Raw genomic sequence first — 24,449 nt, forward strand, 5'->3', positions numbered from 1 at the left:
CTATCGCTCCTTATGCCGTCGGGTTCACCACAGACAGGTTCAGAGAACCCAGCTTGATGGTCATGATGGTTGCAGCCTCAACACGACGACTTGCAGACAGCTCGCCGTACATCAGCAGGTTGCCACCAGTCAGAGCATCGTAAACAACAAAGTGGGTCATAGTGCCCCACTCGGAAGTGCTCTCCGCAAAATCAATCGCAGCATTGTTGGTCACGACGCCATTAACAGGGGCGCTCAAAGAAGTCAGCTCTACACGAGCATAGCCGGTGCCATCACCAGGCTCAACAACGCCACTGCCATCCAGAGCAGGCGCGGCGCTACTCAGACCCAGATAATACTTCTCCGGCACAGCCGGGGTTTTCTTGGAGCCAAACACATTGCCTGACACCAAATTCAGAAAATAGGTCGTATTCATCGTCCTCATCCTTTCTCAATGATTTTCTTTGTTGCTTAATGAGGGAAACTTTTGTTGATATTGTTCGCAATGCGAATAATACCCTGATCCGGAATCTCAATTTCCCCTGAGATATCCTGAATAGTAATCTGATAGATAAACTTACCGACCAGATCTACCGTTTCCTCTGGCAGCAACACCACACGCAGAACATTTGTTACAGTTCCGTCGCCGTCCTCACTCTTACTAACCTCCATCGGTTTGGCAATAAGCGGTGATCCGTTTTTGTTGACAAAATTGATCAACGCAAAACTGGCCGTACAGGAGGATAGATCAAACGGCTTTTTGTTTTGTGAAAAGAACGTGTGGAACACAAGTTCCTGCGTTGATCCTCCCACAAAGTCGATGGTAGGAAGTGAGTAAGGGCTGTAATCACAATTCATACCTATCACCGCCCTTTCAAATATTATTTTTCAGCGGATTTTGAAGTAGCTTCAACAATTTCCGCATTGTTCAAAACGTCGGCAACCTCTTCGAGAATGGCGATACTACCACTCAGATTTGCCAAATTCGCCTTGCCTTTTACATAGACATTGTTCAGCGCATTCAGCACGAATCCCAGTTGCTGCATAACTTGATCCTTCATATAGTCCTCCTTACAAAGACTTGATTTTTTCTTCCAGTTCGGAGATGCGACGGTAAAGCGTTTGAATCATGTAGGTATTCAAAGAGATAAACTCCCCATACCGCAGACGATAGAAAACGTCATCAATACCGTCTTTGGGATTGACTTCTTGGACAGGAGTAATTGTCAGGCCGGCAAAGTCATTCGTCGTCAAACCACTTTCCAACAATGCACGCTCAACGTCCTGCGCGATAAATCCAGTATGAAGTCTCTTAGACTTTCCAGCTTTTAGCTGATACTGAGTAGGTTTCAGCTTCATAAAGAAATTCTCGTACTTGTCCATTCTGTACTCGATCGCTTGCTTCAATCTCCTATCAGATCCGACCGAGATCTCTTCATCAGCAAACAAACCATTGTTTGTAATGGTAAAACCATGATCCGGTGCCTGCATACGCACACCTTTGTTGGTCGCAATAAAGTAGTATTCATCATCACTTCCGTACATTTTAGCGCCGTAAGTAAAACTCACGCCGTCGCTGCCCCTCGCGCAACAGAATCCACCATACTCACTGCCAAGAGTGATCAAATCGGCGTCAATCTGACCTGCACGAATATAGCTTGCATTGATATACAGCTTGCGCGTCGAAGAATCACTAAAAACGCCAAACTTTGTACCGCCATTTGTCAAAACATTAAAAACGTTTCGCTCATTGACGGTCGCATCGCTTCCGTCCATACCATCCTGGCCGTCTTTACCATTCTGACCGTCTTCACCGCGAATCTTAATCGCCGAAGTCCAGGTCACTCCGCCATCGTAGGTATAAGAAGCATAGAGATCTCCGTCATTGATAGACTTGTGCCAACTGGTACTTCCCCTGGACGGATACGAGTTGTATGACCCGGTAGGAGGTGAGGCGGCAATACTGCAATACAACACCAAGCACGGGCTGTTGCCGCTGCCCCAAGTAATGCTGCCGTCCGCCATATTGATGCTGCCCTTCATAGTGACATTGCCGGACGGATCGACATAGAACGCGCCGTTGTTTACATCAATACCGCAGCCTTTCAGCCATCCACCAGATTGTGGATCGGCGGTCAGATTTCCGCTCAGTCTTGAGGCAGAGAGCGTACCGCTAAACTCGCCATCTCTTGCGTGCAGTGTGCCGTCTCGCTTTACCCAGAATTTTGCATTCTCAGGTTTTGTAGCACCCGCCCAAATCGCATACAGCGAATTGGTATCCTTGGAAGAGTTGAGGGCAACAAAAGTAGAGTTTGATCCACAATGAAGCTCATTCTCGGCCAGTTCCCACCCGCCAATCGAACCGGAGTCGGCCTTGATTCTTCCTCTGAAATAAGCGCTGCCGTCTCGAAGATCCAGATAGAAGTTTGCGTTCTCAGGCATACCGTCCGCATCGAACTTGATATCGCCCCAATCGTCAATAAACTCCGGGGTCACGGTTGTACCGTTAGTATTGAACAGGAGCTTATTGCCGGCCACGATACCATACTTCGGATCGAAGATCATCAGGCCACCGTCGTCATGCTGCATAATGTACGAGGCGTTATACAACCACGCTCCAGTGGCGTCCACCTTGAATTGCATTACGCCGTTATCGTTGGCGTTCTCCAAGACGAGGTTGTTACCAATAATGAGACTACCCGCAAGCAGTTCTGTATTGATACCCCATGTCTCTCCAATCAGGATATCGTTACCCTTATCATCTTTGAGACCTGTTTTCGCATCGGAGTAAAACCGACCGATACCCAGTTTAGCAGTCTTCCAACCATCGTCAGTCATGGCAATCATGTTGTCCACGATACGCAGTTGATACTTACTGTCACCACCCACTTGGATACCCGCACCATTGATCACAACGCTCTGATTACTTGCACCAATAATGGTGTTTACTGCCGCATTCAAGGCGTTCTCCATAAACTGCGAAACCTGAGTAGTCTTATTCGCAGTTCTGTTGTAGAGGTATTTGCTGGTATCAAAACTGCGGCTGGACGCACTGACCTTATTGACCTCACTCAGCCAATTCGCAACTACGTCACGTTTTTGGAAACGATTAGAAAAGGTCAATGTCAACTTCTCGGGGTTCCCAAAGTCCAGAGCTACCCCGATCAGCTTCGGCTCGATCACACCACCATCACCGACGTTCAGATAAATGCTCTTGCCGAACTCCAATTTATTCTTAAACGGCTCAAATTCTTTCTGGAACAAGAAATTAGCCGTATCAATGGAGAACTCGTAAACAGGCCATGCCCATTCATCCAAAAGCTCTTCGCCAAATGCGTACAGCTCTTGCGCCACAGAATATTTTTGATACTCGTTCACATTTACTGTGAAAAACAGCTTGGATGTGCCCGCCTCAAAAGAAATCTGGGTGCCTTTGTTCTCCGTTACCCCATCCTGAGAAACAGGAGAAATATCACTGCTGAACTGAGAAAGTATGCCGGATGCAGTAACAAGTCCGCTCGGGAAGCTATGCTCATCAAACGTCGTAGATCCCATGTACACCGTCAGTACATATTCGTTTGTACTTGGGTTAACCTCCAAAGTACCACGCACAATGTCTGCCGTCAGCTTTGCGCTGGCAATTTTCAAAACGCCGCCCGCAATAGCATACATACTTTTACCGTTAAGACTTGCCTGTGCAATATCAGCCCCGGTCAATGTAACCTCCCCCTGCAATGTGGAGATGGCACCAGAAGCCGATGTATCTACATCGGTCGCAACGAAAGTTTCTTCTGCCGCTTCGCCCTCAATCAAATAGTGGTTGAGGATTTTTTGTTCGGCTTTTGTGAAATACTTGGAAATAGACAGCTGCTCTACAACACCCTGAATATCAGTGGTATACCGATCAATCTCTGCCTGCAAATTCGCAATCACTGTTTCTTGCGCCTCAATCTCAGAGTTCTTTGCAGAGATTTTCTCATTGATCTCTGTCAGCTGTTGCTGTTGACTTGTCTTTCCAGCGGCAGTGGATTCCAGAGCCATTGTCTGGATAATTACGCTTTGTTGCGTAGTCAGGACTTCCAAATCGCCTTTCAGCGAAGCGAGTGTCACTTCCTCCGCCAGCCTTTGGGCGGTTCTGGATGCCCGTGCTGCTACCAGATTGGTGTAGTGAGTTTGGTTGCTTTTAATTGCAGCATTCCAGCTCTTGACACGCTCGGCCAAAGTAACTGTGCTGCCCTCGGCGATCACATCAAAATCGCCGTTGGAAATGAAGTATGACAGGTTTACCATGTAGTCTGTGCCGATCGGGTTTACATCCCGAATACTCAGGTCGTCCGATCCGTACAGATGGAGCTTTGTCACCATATCATCGGTAAGCTCTTCCAGATCAACCGCGTCCACCAAATTCTGATAACTCAGATAGATAGGTACGGTTCCACGGCTTTTGCCCGCGTCGTAAGCACTAATTGTCCTGGCGTACACGTCAAACACAATCGTGCAGTTATACTTCTCCATAGCACTGCCATAGCAAAAACTCAAGGCGTCGCTATCGTACTCGTCAAAGGTGCGATAACATCCAATCAGCTTGGGGTCAACATACCCAATACTCCATGTCGTATCCAATTCCAGAATACGGCCCAGAATAGTATCCTCCGGCTGAACAGGATTCCAGAAGTTATACGTTCCTTCTTCCAAATAGAGTTTCTTTTTCTCAAAAAGCTGCTCAATAGAGTATCCGGTAATATGCTTTACCTCAGATACACCGTCACCTGATGTAGCTGGCCTCTGAAGAATGTAGATACCAAGTTGTTCGGTAAACAGCATTTTGTAGCTGGTCAGCAAATGATAAACCGGATTGATTTTCCCATCGGAATGCCGAGGAACATCGAACTCAACGCGGCTTACATCCGCATAGTTCAATTCAAAATTAAGGTTGCTGACCCAAGGGATAACCCCAAGCTCTTTACCGGCCAGAGTCTGCAACCGCAAAGCGGGCTGCTTAATCTGGCTGGCTTCCAATTTAGAATAATCCAGATACACCTCTGGCCTCCTTTCTTATGCTCCGACGTTATAAAGGTATCGACCGCTGATCGTTACGCTCCCAGTTCCAGTGAATACCAATTCATTGTCTCCGGGTTCCAACTCCAAAAACACAAAATTGAAGTGTTCATAAAGATCGTAGCCAGAAACTTCCTCGGTAACTACCTGGTTCTCATTGTCAACACGGATAGACAAACTGCTTCCCGGCAAATTATCAAACCGCATTTCTGCTCCGGTCGTCTTGTTCTTTACTGCAAAACTGGTACAGCCGGCAGCAAGAGTGACCAACATTTCTGGGCGCAACTTTTCCATGCAGGTACTGTCGTTGTAAAACCGCACCGCTGTTCCCCCGCTGATTTGATAGGTCTTCGCAAATGGATAACTATATCCATATGGGCAGTCGCAGATGATTTTAGCTTCAAACGCCATAGGCACCCAGCTGAGATGAATAGGCGTCAGTTCCTGAACGAGACACCGGAATTGAATATGCTCCATATCCGGCTGATCAATACTGAGCCATTGGTACTCCTGATACCCTGTCAGCCATTTTGAAACCGCCTGCATTTCATAGCGATCCAACTTATGATCTGCTCCGAAAATCAACGTAAAGCTCAACGGACTATCGTTATATCGCACACCATAGTGGATCGGCGCAACACGATTTGCCAGCCGCGTCTCCACCAGATTTGCTTTATTGCCAAAACTATTGGCACTATGTTTATTGCTGGACATATCCGCAATGTACATACCAAACATGGAAGCGGGCATACCAGCATAGGTAAATTCATAGCTTTTGAACATTGTCTTCCCTTCCTTGCTATATGAAAGGGACGCCCAATTTCGGGCGTCCCAATCTTATCTCCCGATTCCAATGAGCCGTCCAATCTGATTGACCATATCGCGTGTAACCTTGATATGCTTATCAACTGTAGACTGGTCGGCACCATGAATGATCGTATCGCCAATCTGCACTTCAATGGGTCTGCTGTTGTTGGTGATATTATTTACCGTCTTACTGCCGCCTACCTGCTTCATCACATCAGACAAAGTAGACTTGCCAGCATAATCCGGCAGATCACTCATTGCGTCAGAGAGCATATTGATACGATCCATCTGTGTGGTCAGATTGTCCACCATCTGTTCGCTCAATACCCACTCCTTGGTTTTCAGCAGAGAGAGTTGTTCGTTGGACTTGATATCTCCTCCGCCGACAATGCCACCCTCATGATAGGTGTACTTTCTGTACTTATCGTACAGCAGTTGCCCACCCACGCGATCTACGTACCAAACACCATCACTGCCGCGCACCGCAGTAATGCCATACTGTGCCAGCTGTGCGCCAAGCTCAAGATTGCGCCGGTTCAGATAGAGCTTGCCGGCAGCATCTTCATAAGCGTGCTGCTTGCTGTTTGCATACATTTCTTTGATGATCGCATGGATCATATCTTCGCCGCTGGAGCTATTGTCGTAGGTAGCATTCCCAACTTGGAAATTTGTTCCGCTGGACTGCGTGGCCTTGATGTCTCCTCCGATACTTCCCAGAGCAGACACGTAACTTCCATACCGTTGTGCAGCAGCCAAGCAGTTATCCCAAGCATTCGTAATATCACTGTTCAGCACATCACCATACTGCGTGTTCCAACTGATCAGCTCGCTATACAGCGTATCCCAGTGAGACTCGATATAAGAGATTGCCATATCATAGAGCTTCTGATGAGAAGAGATACTGTCTTCCAGAATCCCAATTTCCTTATCCTTCTCGTCATGATAGGACTCTTCCATCTTATCCAGAGCGTCCTCCTGAGCCTCCAGTGTTCTGTCCGCCTGTTCGTCGGCCAAATCAGACTGAAGCTCACTCAGTTCTTTGAGCAACGCAGCTTTTTCAGCTTGAGCTTCGCGGCTGTCATCCAGAGAAAGCATATCAATACGAGCTTGCAGCTTCGCAATCTCACGCATTTTAGATGCCATGGTCTTCTGGTGATCTGCCTCGTCTTTGCTGGCCTCCAATGACTGCTTCTTCAGGTCGATAATTTCAGAGTACGCATCCTTCATGTCCTCCAATCCGTCGATCTGATCTTGGATACGCTGTTTCAGCATATCCATTACATAATCGAGGATGTCGTTCAATCCGTTCTGCATCTCCTCTAACTCGTCCGTCACGCCACCCACGGTTTTACCAATGCTCTGTACGGCGCTGTCCGCCATAGCCCGAATTGCATTGATATTCCGCAACGCCGCTTGGTACTGATCTTCGTCCAGTCCAGCCAAAGCCAGATTTGCATAGACCAATCCCCAAGTTGCGTCAGTAGCCTGTTCGGTTGCATACAGCAAATTATTCAGAGTTGCGATATCGCCCTCAGACTTTGCCATACGAAGCGCTTCTACATAGGCCAAAGAACTCTCAATCGCCATCTGCTGCGTCCGTGCGGCAATAACCGCCTGGATGCGCTCTTCGTTGATGACAAGCTGCCCATTCTCATCAATCAGGTACGCTACGTACTTCTGCCCAAGCCCGATAATACTTTGCAAAGTATCTACGGTAATGAACCCGCTCTGGGCATACTCGTCCGCCGCGTCATGGAGTGTGTCATAAACATTTTGGATAGTATCAACCGCGTCGGAAGCCTCTTCAACGATACCATCCAGAAGCTCCGTAATCTGCTTACGGGCTTCCTTGATATCCTGTCCAAGTTCTTTCCAACTTTCCGAACCGTCACGATTTTCCTCGTTCAAGTCCGTCAGAGAATTGATAAGATCCTCAGTTTCCTTCCTCAAACCATTTGTGGCCTCCTGCAGAGTGTCGTATCCACCCTTACTATCGGCCACCAGCTCATTCAGGTGCTCCATGTTTGCGATCCAAAGTTCATTGGTATCGGCGTTATACTGTACCTCGAACCCCAGATCTCGCAGCGCCTTAGCGCCTGAAGAGATCGTGCTTTCCCTTTGGTCATTCAGATTTTGCAGCGCCTCTTGCTCACGCTGATAGGCACCGATCAGCTGACGCTCCAAAAGGATTTTCTCTCTCAAATCGTCAGAGTTATCAATTTTGGTTTCAAGCTCCGCTCTGGCCTCTTGTGTCTTGCGCAGCCGTTCAACCGCCTCTCGATAGTCGTCAATGGTAGCGACATACTCTTCGACATCTTTCTTAGAGCTGCTACCCGACTTCGTATCGCTCTTGAAACTCTTCAAAGGCGCATTTTTCAACGCCTGCAAAGCCGCGATTTGTCCATCAATCTGGCTGATCGCGTCTTGGTACTTGGAAACATCCAGTTCAATCTGGGAAATAAAGTCCTCCAGATTGCTTTCCTTAGCGGTGTAGGAATATTCTGTCCCCTTAAAGCTACCGCTTGTTAGGTTGAGCTTAATGCCACTACCGCCAGTACCACCACCAGACCCACCTTGTACGTCAGCCGATCCAGCTACTGTACCGCTTGCAACACCAGCAATAGCCTTAGCTGTCTGGTGTGCCTGCTTTGCGACAGAAGCAAGATCCGTCTTTACGCTGGTCAGGTTGTTGTACATCGTCTGCGCCAGATCATAGGCAGCTTGATTAAAGTTGCCATTTACATCCGTGCAGACCTCAGCCGCTACCCGGTTGAACTCTTCCGCATTTTGAGCCATAGCAGCCGCCGCCAGCTTAAACGCAGTCGCCTCATCAACGCCAGCATCAATCAGAGCCTGAGCAACAGCGTTACCGGCATTGATCCGATACTCCGCCAGCTCTTTTGAGATATCTCCCTCACCCTCAGCAACCGCTTTGGCAAGGTCAAGCTGCGTCTGAGCTGCTTCCATCTTGGCCTGCAAGACTGCCTTTTCAGCTTCCAGCTGGGCAATTTGCCCATCAATCTGAGCATCCAATTCAGCCTTTTTGCCTTGAATGAAAGAGTTTACTACGCCCTCGTTAAGGATAATCTGACCATCAGCCGCTACTTGGGCATTGTTCATGATCTCAGGATAGACCTTGGCGAACTCCAAAGCCTTATCCAATGACATGGTAAACCCGTTGGCTACCCCAGCCTGCAAATCTGCAAGCGTCCGGAAAGAATCAGAGATAGTATCAATGGTAGTTGCAACATTCGAGAAGTTTTGCAAAGCAGAAGTATATGCGTCCAGATCACCGGTGATTGAACCGTACAAACTGCTGTAGATCGCCAACTTGCCCTGGTTTTCAGCAATCGCCTCGTTGTTTTTCTTGATTTCCTCTGTGGCATTGCCGATCATGCCCGACCACAGACCACCATCATTGCCAAGGTTACGCTGCTCCTCGTAATACTTAATGCTCTCTTGCAGGGTGGCGTTACGCTCTTGAAGCGAGTCGATCTCCTTTTGGATCTCGTCCATCTCGCCCTGCATTTTAGCATTAGCGTTTTCTTTCCATGCCGCTGTGTTGAGCTTTACGACGCCGTTCTCCTCGTAGAGGTAGTCCAGATATTTTTCCTCAGCGCCGGCAAGAGACTCAATAGTTTCAGCAGACAATCCGCCGCCACCGGCCATATCACTTTCGGCAGACGCCAAAGCATCATACGAAGACTGCAACCCCGAAATAACATCGGTCAGTTTTTCCAGCTGTGCGATATATACAGAAGTACCACCGTTGTTTGTGGCCTGTTGCATTGCTCCGCTGAACTCCGGGAAGGTATCGTTGGCAAGCTCCAAAAGGATCTTCTTATATGCCTCAGAATACTCCGTGCTATCCTTGATCCCCTGGATATATCCGTCGAAAGCATCCTGAGTATTGATATCAGTAGTTTTCAGCGTCTCTCCAAGGTCAATGACCGCCTCATTTTTGAGGAAGTTCTCTTGAGCGGAGTTATAATCGTCTACGAGTCCCTGATAAAACTCAATCTGCTGCTGGACGTTGTTGAGGACATTTTGGGATGAGTCCCCAAGCCAGCTATCAGCCATGCTTTGCCAGCTATCGTCACTCAAAAGTACGTGCTGGAGTTCTTTGTACATTGCCAGGACTTCTTCTGCGTTCTTTCCTGCCAGTGCATAGCTAATACTGATTTGCCCGTTGACATTTTCCCACGCATCATTAACATAACCGATCTTTCGCAAAATCTGGTCAATGCCCCCTGCGTCAGTAACAACGCCAAGGAAATTCGTTCCAGAACCTTCAGCGTTGATACCTTGGTTATATCGTGACATTGCGTCACGGTACTTGGTATCCAAAGTATCTCTGGCGTCATACGCTGCTTGCAGTTTAATGTTGTCGAGCTTCTTAATCTCGTCATCCAGCTTGCCATTAACCAGATCAAGATTATCAGCCTGCGCCCCAACCAGATCCGTAATATCTTTCTGGATACGCTTCGCCGTCTCTCTGGCAGAAGAGTCGAAGTCGCCGGCAGTTGCCAGCTCTTTATACTCTGCAATCAGATCGGCAAGCGAATTACGCTGATCGTTAGCGACCTCCGCAGCCTCAGTCATAGACTGACGAGCTTCTTCTGCCCGTTGCTTTACGCTTTGCCATACCTGAGCCAAAGCCATGACAGCAGTAACTGCCAGGGTAATCCATGTCATGGGGTTAGTCGCCATCGCCGCAAATGCGGCCTTGGCGTTGGCACCGAGAACCTTCAAAGAAAATGCCTGCTTCTCATTCGCTGCGGTCTGTTGCAGAGCAGCAACGATTGCTTCCTTCTGAGCAGCCGTCAGTTTCTTGGAGTTTAGGATCTCGGTCATCATTGCGGCGGTAATCTGCTCGGTCGTCCGCTTCTCGGTAGCTTTCGCCATATTCTTGGCAAGCGTAGCAGCAGTCGTTTTATCCGTAGTAGCCTTTTCCGCCAACTCTTGGATCGTATATCTCTGTGCAGAAGCAATCAGACTGGTCATTGTCATGACCTGCTTCTTCTGCTCCGCAGTCAGTCCAAGTGCGCTCATTGCTGCCGCACGCTGAGACTTATCAAGTCCCATCAGCTTAGTAGCATAATACTGTACACTTGTGGCGCTACCGTCCATAACCACGCCAGACGCTCTGATAGCCTCTGTCACCGGAAGGACAGTGCTCTGGAGCATATTCATTTCGGCACGGAATTTATAAATCAACGCAATCGCACCAACAAGACCGATTGTACCAAACAATCCCAGCTTCTCCGTCAGCTGGTCAATCCCGTTGGAAACAAGGTTCAAAGCATCAACAACGAGCTTCATATCGTCGGTCTGGAACAGGTTCTGAGCCACACCAACCCATGTTTCTTTCAGTGCATTCAGCTTATAATCCAACGATTGCGTAATCTTGTCCATCTCGCGTCCTGCGCTGCCGGCGCTCTCTTCCATCTTTACGATGGCACTACGCGCCTGATCAAAGTTGGACAAAATCGCGGCACCAATCTGAGCCTGCCGTTTACCGAACAGAGCCTCCAAAAGGTTAGCTCTATTCTTATCGGTCAGCTCATCCCAGATATCCGCAATATCGGACAGAATGTCATAGGTCGAACGATAAGTCTCGGGATCGTCCGCCTCAAACAAACTGATACCCCGGTTATTATTGCTTGCGACCTTAGTGAGATCGGCAATCGTACCGGTCAATTCGGACACGTCTGCGGAGTATTCCTCCGTCTCCTCATCATAGCCACGGATACGCATTGACAAGGTTTTCAGACCGTTACCAACCGTCGCCGCGTCTCTTGTGATTTCGATAGCGGCGGTCGCCAGAGCTACCGTTTCCTCAAATGTATTGTTTGCAGCAGCCATAGCAGCAGAGCTACGGGTCATAGCCTCCACAATATCACCGTTGGACACGGCGAACTTATTACCCACTTCGTTGACCTTGGAGATAATACCATCCAAAGAGTCTTCAACATCGAGGTCGTAAGCCTTGATGATACTTACCAAGCCGTCTGTCGCCTGGGTAATATCCATGTCGGGAGAAATAGCTTCAAAGATAGCAGAGTTTTCTGCCAGCTTTGCGGCATCTTGCATAGCATAGCCCAGTCGTGCCCATTCCGCCGTCTGAGAAATAACTTCCTCAGTGGTTACACCCAGCGCTTTGGCTGTGCCATTGGCACTATGATAGAAACGGTCATACTCCTCTCTGGTCGCGGTCGTGACTTTTTGCAGGTCAATCATGGCCGTATCCAGATCAACGATCGTAGTAAGTGCAGATCTCAGCAGCCGGAACGCACGGAAGAGAAGCGTAGTAGCAGATACCCACTGGAGTACCTTACCTACGTTGTTCTTCAAAATGTCGCCCAAAGACTGCATATTCTTTCCAGCAGCTTTGACCTCAGATTTGAACGTGCTAAATTGCGCCGTCCATTTTCTCAAATCCATCTGATTGTCAACGCGCTTAAGGTTTTCACTCAGCTGTTGGAATTGCGCATTAAGACCGGGATCTTGCTTCAATGCACTCCACGTTCTTCCAACTGTTTCCAAATCCGCCTTTGCTTTCTCCAAGTTTTGAGTAAACTTGAAGTCGTTGACATCACCACGCTGGACGCGGAAAAGTTCAGACATTTCCTTACTGCAAGCACCAATCAGAGATTGCAGCCGCTCATATGTCGTAACCTTCTCCCTATCCCCCATATCAGCGCCATACTGTGCCGCTGTCTCCCGGAGCAGTCTCATATTCTGCACGAGATTTTCTGTGGGGGCCACCACCTGGCTAAACTTCGTTTGCAAATCAGCAATGGTAGACGGGATACTCTGCATTGCGACATCGTAATCTCGCGCTTTGTCAGCCAGCTCCATCTGGGTATAAACCAGTTGGGTACCATTCAAAAGACGGCTCTGTTCAAGAGCCGTCGCCTGTTTCGCATATTGAATAATATCAGCATAGGGAACCAGCTGTGCCTCCAGAGCCGCCCGCTGATTATTCAGCACAGACAGTTGACCTTGCAAAGCCAGCAACTTGTTTTTGTCGTCGCTGGTATTCAGCTTTGTCATAGAAGACTGAACAGAGGTAATCTGCTTGTCCAGAGAGATCAACTGAGTATAGATCTTGTTCGCACCACGCAGCCGCTCCTGGAAGACAGCCACATCATTGTTCAGCTGGTCAAAACTGTTGAGGAAAGCTACCAACTGATCTTTGGTGCCGACGCCTTGCAAAGTTTTCTTCAATCCGTCGATCTTACTCTTGAACGTGTCGGTCAGTGTTCCGGCAGATTCCAGTCGTTTCTCCAAGGCTTCCAGCCCGGAAAGCTGATCGGCCTTGATAGAACCGATGTCCTTTGTTCTCAGCTTGGTTGCTACATACTCGGCATTCTGGTACTCTTTGACCAAACGCTGCAAGCCGGAAATCTGAGCTTCCAGATTAGAGCGTTGAACATTATCCAGCCGCCCTTCGGCGGCAATCATGGTCTCAATCCGGGCATTGACTGCGGCGTAAGTATCATTCAGCGCTGTCAAATGAGCGCTATCCGTAATCGGCTTTACAGAAGTTTGACCGACATAAGCGGCTTGAATATCAGCCAAAAGAGCCTTTTGGCGATTCAAGTATGAAACCCTTGATTCATTGTCCTTCTTGGCCTGAGCCGCTACCTGCTCCTGCTCTCTGCGCTGACGCTCCAGATTTGCAGTCACATTGGTCAAATGGGTATTGATTTCGCCCGTCTCCGCATTATAGGTTTGCAGATACGTGACGGTTCTCTGCATCTGATCCGTACCCTGAATGGTCAGATTCAGCATACGTTCCTCTTCGCCGTTCACCGCTTCCCAGCGGCCAGTGATTCGGTCAATCTGGATACCCATTTGATCCAGTTGATCAGTCATGGCACGAGAGATGTCGGGGCTGACCTTCAAATTATTAAGCTCAGTCTTAATCTTGTTGACAGAGCTTTGATCCAAGCTCAAAGAAACACCAACGCTTTTGGATTTTGTTGCTCTGGCGATTTGCTGAGTAATCCGCTGAGTTTGAGACTGAATACCAGCTTCGTCCAGAGTTACACCAACCTTGATGCTGCTTTTGGAATTGATCAGCTTTGCAATGTTGGGAAGTTGCGCAGAAATACGTTGTGCGGAAGCCTCTTCATCAGCCTCCAGCTCACTGGTCAATACAATTTTCAGATCTTCGTCCACATCTCTCACCACCTTTTTCTGTTAAATTTCATTTCACATTGATCCCCTGTCGTCTCAGTCCAGCTTTCAAAGCATTTACATGAGCGCGGCTTTCTTTCAGGTGCTCAATGGTTTTTGCAGTAAAAGGACGAGGCTCCATATAGCGCCTACGGCTGGGAAAATCATAGTGATAGAATTTATAACCGTCTCCAAATTCCACCAGCCCAGGTAGATTTTTACCAGTCGTTACCTGATCGTCGTTCATACAGCCACCCGGATTCGGTTCAGTCATATTGACCACGACCATCACGCCGCCCTTTGCTGCTCCGCCTCGGATTTCAATGTTGTAGGGATCTCCCAATCCGCCGTATTCTCCACGGCGACGGTACATCCGAGGGGTATAGACCTTGTACACCTCAGAGTAGATGGTGGCAGCTTCTTCATCCTGGACTTCCTCAAAGACTTCTTTTGTCATTGCGTCGTCGATTTTTGCCATAAGCTGCTTGTTTGCCTTTTCAAGCGCTTCCCGAATGTTCATGCCGCCACCTCCCACTCAATAATTTTCTTTGTTGCTTACGCCTTTCTTGAGTTCAGCAGACCTTGCAGGATTCCACCTTCACCCAGTCCTTTGGTACCTTCGGAAAGGATACCGGCATACTGCATGAGCGACTCCGTGTCGATATCCTTCACCTTATCGGCCAATCCCTCCAGCAGATCGCGGAGAGCTGTATCCGTACCATGATCGGCAAGAATACTGCTCTTTTTCCAGTCGATAGCCTGCCCGCACAGGGGAACCATCTCATTCAGCATATCCTGATATCCGGCGTTCTGGACGTGATCCAAGTCCATAGCCAGATACAGCTCATTCATGGCATCCACATCCAGAGCGGGAACACCCACTTCATCTGTCTCGTTTTTGAGCGTCATGGCCGGGATATTGGTACACATCTGGAGAATAGTAGCTCGCAGCATAGGCGAGACATACTCAGGGCGGAACTTGCCCGTCGCATCGAAACATCCAGAAACCACACGATTCAGAAAGGTGCTCTTCTCTGCGATAGTCAGAGCTGTATGGAATGACACCTCAAAAGAGCTGTCCCCCACAGTAAACGCCTGGGTGTAAGCATCTTCCTTCTTGTTCTCTTTCAGAAAGGCTTTCACCGTATTTACAGCGATTTTCTTCATTTTATTGATCCTCCACAAGATTCATTGCCGCACGGAACGTCAGTTCGTCGGCGTGTTGGCTGATCCAGCCGCGATGATTTTCTACCAGTCGGCACACCGCCGTCCGATCATCACCTGCAAACCAGTTCAGATATGGAACAAAACCGGAGCGCTCCGGGTGATCGAACAAATCATTCTGTCCCTCATGACCGATTACGATGATTTTGCAACTGTCATGTAAACGAGTCAGAACCTTCTTCAACTCGTCAAAGTAATAGTTCTGCGCCTCGTCGATGATTACCACTTTGTTCTCAAAGTTGGTACCACGCAGAAACGTGTGCGTAGCGCACTGGATATATGCGGTTTGATACTTCTCGTTGACTGCACCATCGTAAAATGCAGTATTGCGATTTACACCAATTTTTTCCAATGCTTCATAAAATGGCTCAAAATACGGCTCGGATTTTTCCTCGATCGTGCCCTTCAAATATCCCTGCTTCTGCTCCTGAGTAGGAGAGGCAATATAGACGATGCCATTACACCGTCCGTATTGATAAAGCAAATTGGCTGTGGCCGTAGCAATCAGTGTCTTGCCGGTACCAGCTTTAGCATTGCAAAACACAATCAGCTTCTCCGTGTCCCAAATAGCATCCCGAAAAACTTTCTGGTATTCATCCAGTCTCAGTCCATAAAAAGGATGCTCCTGCAGGGTAGCGGGGACATCATAGATTTCCATGCTGGTATTTTTCTTTGCCATATCTTCTTCACTCCTATCAAAGAATGGTATCAATGTCAGTTACGATCTCGTCGGCAATACCCAACACGATCATCTCTTCACTGAACAAGAACCAATCACGGCGATAGTTCTGGTCGTAGACTTCCTCCGTGATTCGGGTGCTGGACAAGATGTACTCCTTCATGCGTTTTTCCAATTCCTTGGTAAACTCCAAGTTGTCCAACATTTTGCCGATGCTTCCGATCGCACCGGAAGATCCATCATGAATGAGACAACTGGTATGAGGAAAGACATAGCGCTTATGGCCGGCCATCAGCAGAAGTCCGCCAGCGCTGTACACTCGGCCCATACCGATCGTGTAAATCGGTGTCTTGGACAGGTGGATCATGTCGATGATGTGGAGCACCGTGTCCACGCTGCCGCCATCCGAATTGATGAAGATTTTGATGGGCTTACGCTCTTCCGGCGCAATTCCCTTATCCTCGGAGTTCCACTTCTTGATATACAAAGCGATATCAATAGTAGCGTCGCTGATATCGTCATTCCAAAGAATCTCGCGCTTTTTCAACCGGCGATAATATTCCACCATAGTGGGATCAGGCAACGTGGTGTCTAATACCCCCCCACGTCGATAAAATCCTCGTTAAACTCCTCCATGAGCTTCTTAGTCATCTCGTTCTTTTTCATTGAAGTCGTCCTCGCTTCCGATTTTGATATTGTTTACGACGTAATGCCCAATCATCACGGCGTCCGCCAAGTTGTCGTTTTCAGTAACGATCCCATAAATATCCCTTGCAGCTTGCAACGATAGGATTTTTGATGTCTTTTTGCCCGTAGGTTCGACAGATGTGATCTTTGACTTGATCTCCTTTGTCGTCCTACCTCTTGCTTTGCAGTAATTTTGCCATTGTGTGGGTGCTACCAAATTGTACAAAATATTCGTTTTTTCACACATATTCACGAGTACGCCCTGTAGTTGAGCCAGTTTTTTGAAAGATTGAACATTCTTTCTAAGCTGAATGTCCTCCAAAAACACCGCATCAATGTCGTGCGTTCGGATCACCTCACTAAGCAAAGCCTCAATGTGCAAAATTGCCTGCTCGAATGTATAGTTTTTGCTATCAAAGCCCCACGTCCCATAGTCCAGCAGTTTCTTTACCTCATAGTCATAAACCGCCCATGCGCCGTGTCTGGCTTGGTCAACGGCCAAGATTTTCACCCGTCTCACCACCTTTCTTTATGAGTCTGAAAAGGAGGGCCGAAGCCCTCCTTCCCATTACTCCTGCTGCGACTCAGCCTCGTTATCCACCTGTTCTTCGGCCTTGGTTTCCTCCGCTTCGACTACTGCTTTCTTCGCCCTGCTGTTTTCGTGCGCCAAAGCATAGATTTCCGCCAGCAGTGCTTGCACACTCGGCGTATATTCTGCCGTATTACGAAGGTCGATGCCGCGTTTCCGAAGAGCGCTATATGCCTGTTTCGCATCGTGGTTGGCCTGATACTCCATGAGCACCGTCCAAATGTAGTAGTGCTCAGGGGTGTCAGTATGAAGCCTCCAGCTCCGCTCTTTCTCACAGGAATAGCAGGTTTTGTACGAAGTGCCGCACACCTTGCAATTCCGAATCATGGTAAACCGCCTTACTCCTCAAAGAGGATGTAGCACAGCTCCGCGTCGTCGGCGCAATAATCCTTCAGAGCAGTGAAGGAGAAGGGGTGCGTACCTTCTGTGGTCAGGTTGACCGTGAAGTTGTTGTCGATCTTGGCCTTGGGGAAGACAATCTTACCGGCACGCTTGACAGACGGGTTGCACACGTCAGCAGCCAGAATGTCCACGACATACATCGCGGCCTCGGCAAAGCTCTCGGCGCTGTCCACCAGCTTGACGGCAGAATCCGTCTCGTACTCATAGAACACACCAACAGTGGTTCCGACGAAGGAAGCGGGCAGAGTGATAACCTTGCCCTCGATCTTGGCGTTACCCTCATCAACACCGACCTCGATCATACCGCTGATGTTCTTGTCCTCGCTCATGGTGTACACGGCAGCGGGGGCAGAAGTGGGCACGTGCTTCAGCGTAGCGGTCTTGGTGCCCTTGTCGTCCGTCACGGTGAGGATAGCAAAGTCGGCACCCTTGACCTTCTTGGAGCTATCGGCCACCTGCACCTCAGATCCGAGCTGTGCGCCCATCAGGTTCAGGTTCAGCAGAGACAGCTCACCAGAGAAGTTCACACCCTTAGCGGTGTCGAAACGGGCGAGCAGAACGCCCTGAGCGTCAGTCTTGTCGGTAGACTCGCCAGTGAACTCGATCTGAGGACTCTCCACGCTCGTACCGGTGAAGTCCACCAAACCCGTTGCCAGGTTGATCTGAGTAATTCGACGTACCTTGTCGATGACAAATTGAGTTGCGTTAAACATGGTATTCATCGTCCTTTCTATGTTTTTTTTCGGGATCATTTCAGATCCCCCATCCAATGCAGTTCCTTTTTGTCGAGCTTCTTCATATCCACACAGCCGCTGTAAATGCCTTGCATTACGAAGTTGTAGCTCTTATGCTTCTGAACACGCTCCACGCTGTCCATAAAAACACCGATGGGCAACGTCCATACGTCATCCCACCGGTACTTAAATTCTGGGCAGTTTGTCAAAGAAGAGATAAGAGGCAACAGTAATGATTGAAAAGGCTTCTGCATTTGCAGTGCCATTTCATCCCTGTCATCCTCAATCATGATTTTTCTCGTGGCGTCGTTAAATCCCGTATCCACATTCTTTTTCAGCTTATGGATTTGACGGAGATAGTCAGTCATGAGCTTATGAATAGCTCGGTCGATCACCACTTGATCTTTATTCTTCAGTACAAGGTCTGGGAGACCTGTTTGTGTACCGAGCTTAAAGGTCGTGAAGTCCATATCCCCAAAAAGGATAGACACCTCAGATTTTTGAAGCGTCTGGAAAAGGGATATGAAAAGGTCGTATTCGTCTATCTTCTCCCAGAAGACATGAAGTTTGTCCCAGATTTCGACTTTTCGATCGGCGGGGGTCGAACAGATAGTGCGCACCAGTCCGAAATACCGCTGCTCGCCAAAATCTACGATTTCCTCCAAGGTGGGTTGCCTGATCAAGATTTTATCGTTGATCTTGTATCCCTCTCCACGAAACAATTTCAGCTGATCAATCAATGATACCAGCCTCCCTATTCATCTCGTGGGTAACGTACGGGATCGACCACCCGGAGTATCCTTCGTTGAACTGAACTTCATCCGCCGTACTGAGCTTGATCCCACCCAGTCCGAACAGGGGCTTGTCCCCGTTGTTCAAAATGCGATCCACCTCATCTGCCAGCAGATCCGCTCTGGAACCCTGCAGCAAATCAATCTGGTGCTCGTTACAGATGATATAGACAGTAATCCCTGTCTCCTTAATCACATTCGAGTCGGTATAGACCACGCGACTACGCATCGTGATAAAGTTTTTGTCATCTGTTTGCGTACCAGGGACATAAAAGTGGGTTTTGATGAGGGGTTCCGCAGGGCTTTTACTACCCGTTTTGAAATCCTCAAACTCCGCCACGTTGTTCCCTACGTTACAGAGCAAATTGACCACCGCCTGATTTTGCAGCAGCTTTCGTTTCAGCAAGATCTTCTGTTGAATCATCGAATCAAAATGCGGCACCCTCATCACCTCCTTACCAGTTCACAATTTGGATTTTCATAACGGCCTCACTGCCGGAGGCGTCGAGGATTGCCTTGATCTCAATTTGTGTTCCCACAAATACGGGATCATCCGACGCCCGCAGCGTGATAACGCCGTTCATCTCATCGACAATGCTGGCCGCACCAGCAAAGTCATACTCCAAACGATATTGGAGTGGATCAATAGGAACGCCGCTCTCATCCAAGACTTGGACACGGATTTGCTTTGTCTCTCCGCCCGCGATCTTGAAATCGCCGTCCAGGTCTGTCAATGTGATATGGACACTCGCTCCCGAGGTTTCCTCCGTCCCACCGGGGACAGAAGTATAGTAATCTGCCACCATCAACTCGGCGTTATCGGTAGCGGCATTGAATTGGTCTTCCAGTACGGCCCATTGGATCAAGCCATCCTCTGCACGTTCATCGCCCACTGCATACGAGATCGGATCAACTCTGGTGATACGATAGGCTGTTGGATCGACCTTGTTCTTGTCCATCAAGAACCGGGTCTGAGTATCCAACATAATCGTTTCCTCATTGTACGGCAGATAAATCAGGTGCTGGTCTTCGCCAACCGTCATCTGCGTTTTACCCGCCTCACCAGTGCCATACTGTGTGCTGTTTGTGCTATATACGGGGTATTCTACAATCTCACCTGTCAAAGGGGAGACGAATCGGATGGAGTATTTGCACTTCCAGAGTACCGCCTTTTCATAAATGCGGTTGTTATCTGGCAACGAACTCACCAGCCAAAACGCCCCGTCGTGTTTCACGTACTGCCCACATCTCAAGATACCGATATTGCAAAGAATCTGTCTAACCGTTGTGCTGTTATACACATCGCTGGTTTTCTGTTGGACAATAGCTCTTACCTGCTGCGGCTCAGTTCCAATCGCCTTATCGTAGATCAAAACATCAGACCCGATAAAGGAATCGAGCACTTCCTGAAAACCATCTTGGCCGTATGCCCAAAACTCATCATCCTCAAACCCGCTGTTGAAAAGAGGGCGTGTCATTCGATACCAGCTTTTGGATTCTTCTGACATATTGCTACCCCCTTATCCATACGCAGGATCTTTCTGACGATGAAGCAAAACTTCAACCTTAGCGATCTGGTCGTCAAGTTCCTGTTTTGTTACACGTTTGGTCGCATCTTGGCCGGTTAGCTGAACATCCTTTCCATAGATCCCGTTCAGCGCCATTACCCTGCTCAGTTCCCTTTGCAGGTAAGACACATACATCATCTGGGCGAGAGTACGAACGGCAATACTTTTCAACTTGCCAGAAAACTTGCGTGTCTCCTCGTTATACCCGAGGTCACAGCCCAAATTCAGTTCAAAATCTGCTACCGCTGTGGATAGCCATTCTGCTTCCAATGCCTCCGGGATCTCATATTTAGTCAAAGGCATGGAGTGGAATTTTTGCTCAACGTCCGCAAAGGTCGTTTTCTTTTCGTCCGCCATAATCCACACCTTTTCCTTTCATCGGTTAGACCTTGGCAGTCTCAGCCAGCTTGCGCAGAACGTCCACCTTCCAGGACTCCGCGTCCTCAGCGCCCACATTGAACGCCAGCTCCACGAGCATTCTCTTTTCGGCGTCGGTTTTCACCATAGCTTCCAGCTGCTCGTTAAACTTGGCTTTGGAGCGAATAGCCAACAGTTCCTTAACGCTTTCCTCATTCAAGAGGATAGGCGCGGAAACTTCGGCATCATCCAGGCCGAACAGCTCCTTACGCTTTGCCTCGTCCACGATCTGGATACGGGCATGATTGCCCATACCATCAGTACCGGTAAACATCACGTTGCCGGTTTGGATCTGAGCCAGAACCTCCTCTTCGGAGAGGAGGGGAAAATTCCGAGCTTTGCCCGGAATTGAAATATCGCCCTGCCCCGCCAAACGCCGAAAGCCCAGAGGCCAGGAGCAAAGGTTGTTTACCAGAACATTATTCGTTTTCATAACGATTCCCCTTTGATTGAAATTAGGGGAGGGGTTTGTGCCCCTCCCCGTTTGTGCCGTCATTCAGGCATAAAAAAAGACCTCTCACTTAAAAAGTGGGAGCATCAAAGTTCGTGTCGGAAATCAGACCGATCTGATCTTCCATGCCCTCGGCAACGCCTGCGCCGAACTCCATATCGAAGCGGGTCAGGTGCTGACGGGTTACGATGTCGTCGCCGGTCATGGTGGTCAGTCCGCCACGCAGGAAGACCTGCAGAGGAGACACAGAACCGCGAGGCAGGAAGAACAGCAAACCCTGGGGCATATACAGGTCATAATCGGTGCCGTCCTTGTTCAACTGAGTCCAGTTGATCGCGTTGGGCAGCTCGGTTACAAAAGCACCGTTGTACATACTTACCAGACCAGTCTGGCGGATCTCCTCGGCAACAATGTTGTTGGCGTAGCGGATCTCGTCGGCGGAGAACCGCTTGAAGCCAGCGAAGTCGTTGAACTGGGACACTACGCTGTAATCGCCGGCAATGTTGACCTTACCATAGCGACGCATGGACTTGAGCATATTGTCAACGGCGGTCTTGGTGATGCCGTTGTCCTCAGCGAAGTGCTTCACACCCTTGGCGTTTTTCAGGGCGTTGTACAGAACGGTCATGACGTAGTAGGTCATCTTGTTCTGCATATCAATCTGCACCTGGTTCATACCCTCACGGATATTGCCGTCGAAGTTACCGTTCTGAAGCTCACGGTAGTCAACAGCAAAACCGGCAGAGATGGTCTGGGTGCCGATCGGATACTCACGCCAATTCACAGCGGCGAAGGGTACGTCGCTGCTGGATGCCTGGAATCGAGAATCGATGCTCTCGTATCCGTAGGTCTTCATCATGGGAGCCTCGTTGTAACCGATTCGGCGATAGGTGCCCATGAAGTCGAACAAGCGAACAACCTCCAACAGCTTCGGCTCAATGGAGAACCGGATGATGGAGTTGATCTCGCTACGGGCGGCGTTATCGCCGTCGATAGCCTTGCTGGACAGCTCTTTGATGGTTGCAACGCTCTTGTCCAGAGTCTTGTCGTCAACCTCGGGTCGCTTACCGGCGCTCAGAGCAGAAAATACCTCCACGATCTTGGAGTTCTGCTTGACACGACCAGTATTCACATCAGCCTGAGCGTTGCTCATGTTGATTTCATAAATCGTGCTCATCGTTTATCCCTCTCTTTCTCTTCTCACTGCACGCGGACAACGACGAGGACGCCCTTGCCCATGTATGCGGTCTTCTTCGTAACCTCGAAGTACACCTTGTAACCGGTTACGTCGGTGCTCTTAGCGAGCAGGCCATCCGTACCAAAGACCAGCTTATCGCCAACAGAGATGCCGGCATAGTCGGTGCTGATCTCATAGCTGGCAAACTCCATCTCCAGATTTGCCACAGTTGTCAGGTCGTCGGCGCGTACCTTCTCGCCGGCCTTGACCGTCAACGTCTCCTCGAAATTACGCATTTCAGGCTTGTCGTTGATATTGCTCACGATGCGGAAGCAAGCCTTAGCCTCCTCCTCAGAGGCGGGCAGGTTGGCAGTACGAGCGGCGCGATTCAACACCACACCCATGCCGACCTTCAGATCGACGGCGGCATTAACGTCGCCAACGTTCTGCACGTTCTTGTAGTAACCAATCGTCTTAGCCTTCATTGTTTTTCATCCCTTTCTTAAAATACGTCCACGTCGGCGGGGTCGGTGTTCTCCTTCTTGCCGGCGTCATCCGTCATGCCAAACACGTCAATCTGGCTGGCGGCATTGGTTTCTGCGATCTTACTCTCACGAGCCGCCTGCACCATAGCGGTGCAGATCTTGCCAACGATGCTGTTGATCTCTACGCTGCCGGGATTGGAATTGAAAGCGTCGATATCTTCCTTGGCAACTGCACGTTGCTCCTCGGTGTAGGGGGCCAGTGCAGCATTCAGCTCTGCCACGGCAGCGGCGTTCTGCATTTCGGTGATTTTGGCATTAGCCTCAACGAGGCTGGCCTCTGCCGCTTCCTTCGCGGCGTTAGCCTCAGTCAGTCCGGCCTCTGCCGCTTCCTTCGCGGCAGCTTCCTTGTCGTAATCCGCCTGAAGCTGCTTGATATCAGCTTCCTTCTGTGCGATGTCAGCTTTCAGCTGGCTAATCTCAGCCAGAAGCGTGTCAACTTTGGCCCAATACTCCTCCCACTTGGAGTTGACCTCAGAGACAGCACCAGTCACAGCCGCCATCAACTCGTTCTTGGTCTTCTCGTCCATTGTTCCATCCTCCTTGTCCACTTTTTTATTATTTAGCTCCATTACGATGGCGGCTTCATCAGCCGGTTTAACACTGAGAATCGCATATCCGCTGTAATCGTAATACTGCGGAACACGACCTTCCTCTTTCCAACCGCCGGAGTAAATAATGTATCCATCGTGCTCGGGCTTACCCACAATTTCCACGGAACCCTTAACAACAGAGTCCGCCATATTTTCGCGGAGCCAAGCAACAAACTTGGGATAACGCATTTCATCCAGCGTTCCTTCTGCTACCAAGCAGCGTTTAGTAACGCCTCCGATTTCTACGTCATCCACATACGCCTTGTCGAAGTGTCCAACCATAGTGGCGTCTTCAAACAAAGGCAGCTTATCCTCCTCCCGCACGTCCGTCATACCGTGGTTGTATGGAACATCCCGATCTTCGGTCAAAAATTCCGCTACAATCGACATTCCGACAACGGAGTGGAGGTTAGCTTGAACATATTCCTCTTTCCATGAGATTCCGTTTTCCTGCCAACGAGTGTTATCAGGGAAGATCTCATGCAATACGACCTTGATAGGTCGTCTGCCAGCAATCTTATTTTCACTGGAGATCTCATAGATAGGGGCAAAAGCTCTCTCAGACAT

21 protein-coding genes are annotated in these 24,449 nt (G+C 49.1%); all 21 read right to left on the reverse strand.

Annotation, left to right across the window (positions count from 1 at the left end):
* Positions 1 to 10: 10 nt before the first annotated feature.
* Positions 11 to 424 (reverse strand): phage tail fiber protein, encoded by a 414-nt coding sequence (locus tag H8Z83_RS03365; protein WP_187013751.1) that lies wholly within the window; start codon positions 422 to 424, stop codon positions 11 to 13.
* Positions 425 to 450: 26 nt separating this feature from the next.
* On the reverse strand, positions 451 to 837 hold the full coding sequence (locus tag H8Z83_RS03370; protein ID WP_187013752.1) for a hypothetical protein: 387 nt from the start codon (positions 835 to 837) through the stop codon (positions 451 to 453).
* Between the two features lie 23 nt (positions 838 to 860).
* Positions 861 to 1,040 carry a hypothetical protein gene (locus H8Z83_RS03375; protein ID WP_130849584.1) on the reverse strand — a complete coding sequence of 60 codons (180 nt, stop codon included), beginning with the start codon at positions 1,038 to 1,040 and terminating at the stop codon, positions 861 to 863.
* A gap of 10 nt (positions 1,041 to 1,050) precedes the next feature.
* A complete protein-coding gene (locus H8Z83_RS03380; RefSeq protein WP_187013753.1) occupies positions 1,051 to 5,019 on the reverse strand; it encodes a tail fiber domain-containing protein in 3,969 nt (1,322 codons plus the stop codon).
* Positions 5,020 to 5,034: 15 nt separating this feature from the next.
* On the reverse strand, positions 5,035 to 5,820 hold the full coding sequence (locus tag H8Z83_RS03385) for a phage tail domain-containing protein (RefSeq protein ID WP_130849582.1): 786 nt from the start codon (positions 5,818 to 5,820) through the stop codon (positions 5,035 to 5,037).
* A gap of 54 nt (positions 5,821 to 5,874) precedes the next feature.
* Positions 5,875 to 14,031 carry a phage tail tape measure protein gene (locus tag H8Z83_RS03390; RefSeq protein WP_366463707.1) on the reverse strand — a complete coding sequence of 2,719 codons (8,157 nt, stop codon included), beginning with the start codon at positions 14,029 to 14,031 and terminating at the stop codon, positions 5,875 to 5,877.
* A gap of 28 nt (positions 14,032 to 14,059) precedes the next feature.
* The gene (locus H8Z83_RS03395) at positions 14,060 to 14,548 is read right to left on the reverse strand and encodes a YomN family phage-derived protein (protein ID WP_187013754.1); all 489 of its coding nucleotides are present in this window, start codon (positions 14,546 to 14,548) and stop codon (positions 14,060 to 14,062) included.
* Between the two features lie 35 nt (positions 14,549 to 14,583).
* Positions 14,584 to 15,195 (reverse strand): hypothetical protein, encoded by a 612-nt coding sequence (locus H8Z83_RS03400; RefSeq protein ID WP_187013755.1) that lies wholly within the window; start codon positions 15,193 to 15,195, stop codon positions 14,584 to 14,586.
* Between the two features lies 1 nt (position 15,196).
* Positions 15,197 to 15,931, reverse strand: a complete 735-nt coding sequence (locus H8Z83_RS03405) for a PhoH family protein (protein WP_130849579.1) — start codon at positions 15,929 to 15,931, stop codon at positions 15,197 to 15,199.
* 16 nt (positions 15,932 to 15,947) lie between these two features.
* Positions 15,948 to 16,514: an ATP-dependent Clp protease proteolytic subunit gene (locus H8Z83_RS03410; protein ID WP_187013756.1), complete on the reverse strand. Its 567-nt coding sequence runs from the start codon at positions 16,512 to 16,514 to the stop codon at positions 15,948 to 15,950.
* Between the two features lie 60 nt (positions 16,515 to 16,574).
* Positions 16,575 to 17,129 carry a crossover junction endodeoxyribonuclease RuvC gene (locus tag H8Z83_RS03415; protein ID WP_187013757.1) on the reverse strand — a complete coding sequence of 185 codons (555 nt, stop codon included), beginning with the start codon at positions 17,127 to 17,129 and terminating at the stop codon, positions 16,575 to 16,577.
* Between the two features lie 57 nt (positions 17,130 to 17,186).
* Positions 17,187 to 17,534, reverse strand: a complete 348-nt coding sequence (locus H8Z83_RS03420) for a hypothetical protein (protein WP_187013758.1) — start codon at positions 17,532 to 17,534, stop codon at positions 17,187 to 17,189.
* 11 nt (positions 17,535 to 17,545) lie between these two features.
* Positions 17,546 to 18,322 (reverse strand): YomU family phage tail tube protein, encoded by a 777-nt coding sequence (locus H8Z83_RS03425; protein ID WP_130849575.1) that lies wholly within the window; start codon positions 18,320 to 18,322, stop codon positions 17,546 to 17,548.
* A gap of 35 nt (positions 18,323 to 18,357) precedes the next feature.
* Positions 18,358 to 19,083 carry a hypothetical protein gene (locus H8Z83_RS03430; protein ID WP_130849574.1) on the reverse strand — a complete coding sequence of 242 codons (726 nt, stop codon included), beginning with the start codon at positions 19,081 to 19,083 and terminating at the stop codon, positions 18,358 to 18,360.
* Entirely contained in the window at positions 19,076 to 19,576 is a 501-nt protein-coding gene (locus tag H8Z83_RS03435; protein WP_187013759.1) for a YomW family phage-derived protein, read from the reverse strand. Before H8Z83_RS03435 ends, H8Z83_RS03430 begins: the two co-directional genes overlap by 8 nt.
* Positions 19,577 to 19,589: 13 nt before the next feature.
* Positions 19,590 to 20,642: a hypothetical protein gene (locus H8Z83_RS03440; protein ID WP_187013760.1), complete on the reverse strand. Its 1,053-nt coding sequence runs from the start codon at positions 20,640 to 20,642 to the stop codon at positions 19,590 to 19,592.
* A 12-nt stretch (positions 20,643 to 20,654) separates the two neighbouring features.
* A complete protein-coding gene (locus H8Z83_RS03445) occupies positions 20,655 to 21,059 on the reverse strand; it encodes a hypothetical protein (RefSeq protein WP_187013761.1) in 405 nt (134 codons plus the stop codon).
* 25 nt (positions 21,060 to 21,084) lie between these two features.
* On the reverse strand, positions 21,085 to 21,552 hold the full coding sequence (locus H8Z83_RS03450; protein ID WP_187013762.1) for a hypothetical protein: 468 nt from the start codon (positions 21,550 to 21,552) through the stop codon (positions 21,085 to 21,087).
* Between the two features lie 88 nt (positions 21,553 to 21,640).
* Positions 21,641 to 22,747: a YonB family capsid-like protein gene (locus tag H8Z83_RS03455; RefSeq protein WP_187013763.1), complete on the reverse strand. Its 1,107-nt coding sequence runs from the start codon at positions 22,745 to 22,747 to the stop codon at positions 21,641 to 21,643.
* 23 nt (positions 22,748 to 22,770) lie between these two features.
* The gene (locus tag H8Z83_RS03460) at positions 22,771 to 23,232 is read right to left on the reverse strand and encodes a hypothetical protein (protein ID WP_130849568.1); all 462 of its coding nucleotides are present in this window, start codon (positions 23,230 to 23,232) and stop codon (positions 22,771 to 22,773) included.
* A gap of 17 nt (positions 23,233 to 23,249) precedes the next feature.
* Positions 23,250 to 24,449 carry a hypothetical protein gene (locus H8Z83_RS03465; protein ID WP_187013764.1) on the reverse strand — a complete coding sequence of 400 codons (1,200 nt, stop codon included), beginning with the start codon at positions 24,447 to 24,449 and terminating at the stop codon, positions 23,250 to 23,252.

The organism is Dysosmobacter segnis (assembly GCF_014297285.1).
GTDB lineage: Bacteria > Bacillota > Clostridia > Oscillospirales > Oscillospiraceae > Oscillibacter > Oscillibacter segnis.

Bases quoted from the DNA above. Each gene is read 5' to 3' on its own strand.
- H8Z83_RS03365 (WP_187013751.1), bottom strand. From the start codon at position 424: ATGAGGACGATGAATACGACCTATTTTCTGAATTTGGTGTCAGGCAAT.
- H8Z83_RS03370 (WP_187013752.1), bottom strand. From the start codon at position 837: ATGAATTGTGATTACAGCCCTTACTCACTTCCTACCATCGACTTTGTG.
- H8Z83_RS03375 (WP_130849584.1), bottom strand. From the start codon at position 1,040: ATGAAGGATCAAGTTATGCAGCAACTGGGATTCGTGCTGAATGCGCTG.
- H8Z83_RS03385 (WP_130849582.1), bottom strand. From the start codon at position 5,820: ATGTTCAAAAGCTATGAATTTACCTATGCTGGTATGCCCGCTTCCATG.
- H8Z83_RS03395 (WP_187013754.1), bottom strand. From the start codon at position 14,548: ATGAACATTCGGGAAGCGCTTGAAAAGGCAAACAAGCAGCTTATGGCA.
- H8Z83_RS03400 (WP_187013755.1), bottom strand. From the start codon at position 15,195: ATGAAGAAAATCGCTGTAAATACGGTGAAAGCCTTTCTGAAAGAGAAC.
- H8Z83_RS03405 (WP_130849579.1), bottom strand. From the start codon at position 15,931: ATGGCAAAGAAAAATACCAGCATGGAAATCTATGATGTCCCCGCTACC.
- H8Z83_RS03420 (WP_187013758.1), bottom strand. From the start codon at position 17,534: ATGATTCGGAATTGCAAGGTGTGCGGCACTTCGTACAAAACCTGCTAT.
- H8Z83_RS03425 (WP_130849575.1), bottom strand. From the start codon at position 18,322: ATGTTTAACGCAACTCAATTTGTCATCGACAAGGTACGTCGAATTACT.
- H8Z83_RS03440 (WP_187013760.1), bottom strand. From the start codon at position 20,642: ATGTCAGAAGAATCCAAAAGCTGGTATCGAATGACACGCCCTCTTTTC.
- H8Z83_RS03445 (WP_187013761.1), bottom strand. From the start codon at position 21,059: ATGGCGGACGAAAAGAAAACGACCTTTGCGGACGTTGAGCAAAAATTC.
- H8Z83_RS03450 (WP_187013762.1), bottom strand. From the start codon at position 21,552: ATGAAAACGAATAATGTTCTGGTAAACAACCTTTGCTCCTGGCCTCTG.
- H8Z83_RS03455 (WP_187013763.1), bottom strand. From the start codon at position 22,747: ATGAGCACGATTTATGAAATCAACATGAGCAACGCTCAGGCTGATGTG.
- H8Z83_RS03460 (WP_130849568.1), bottom strand. From the start codon at position 23,232: ATGAAGGCTAAGACGATTGGTTACTACAAGAACGTGCAGAACGTTGGC.
- H8Z83_RS03465 (WP_187013764.1), bottom strand. From the start codon at position 24,449: ATGTCTGAGAGAGCTTTTGCCCCTATCTATGAGATCTCCAGTGAAAAT.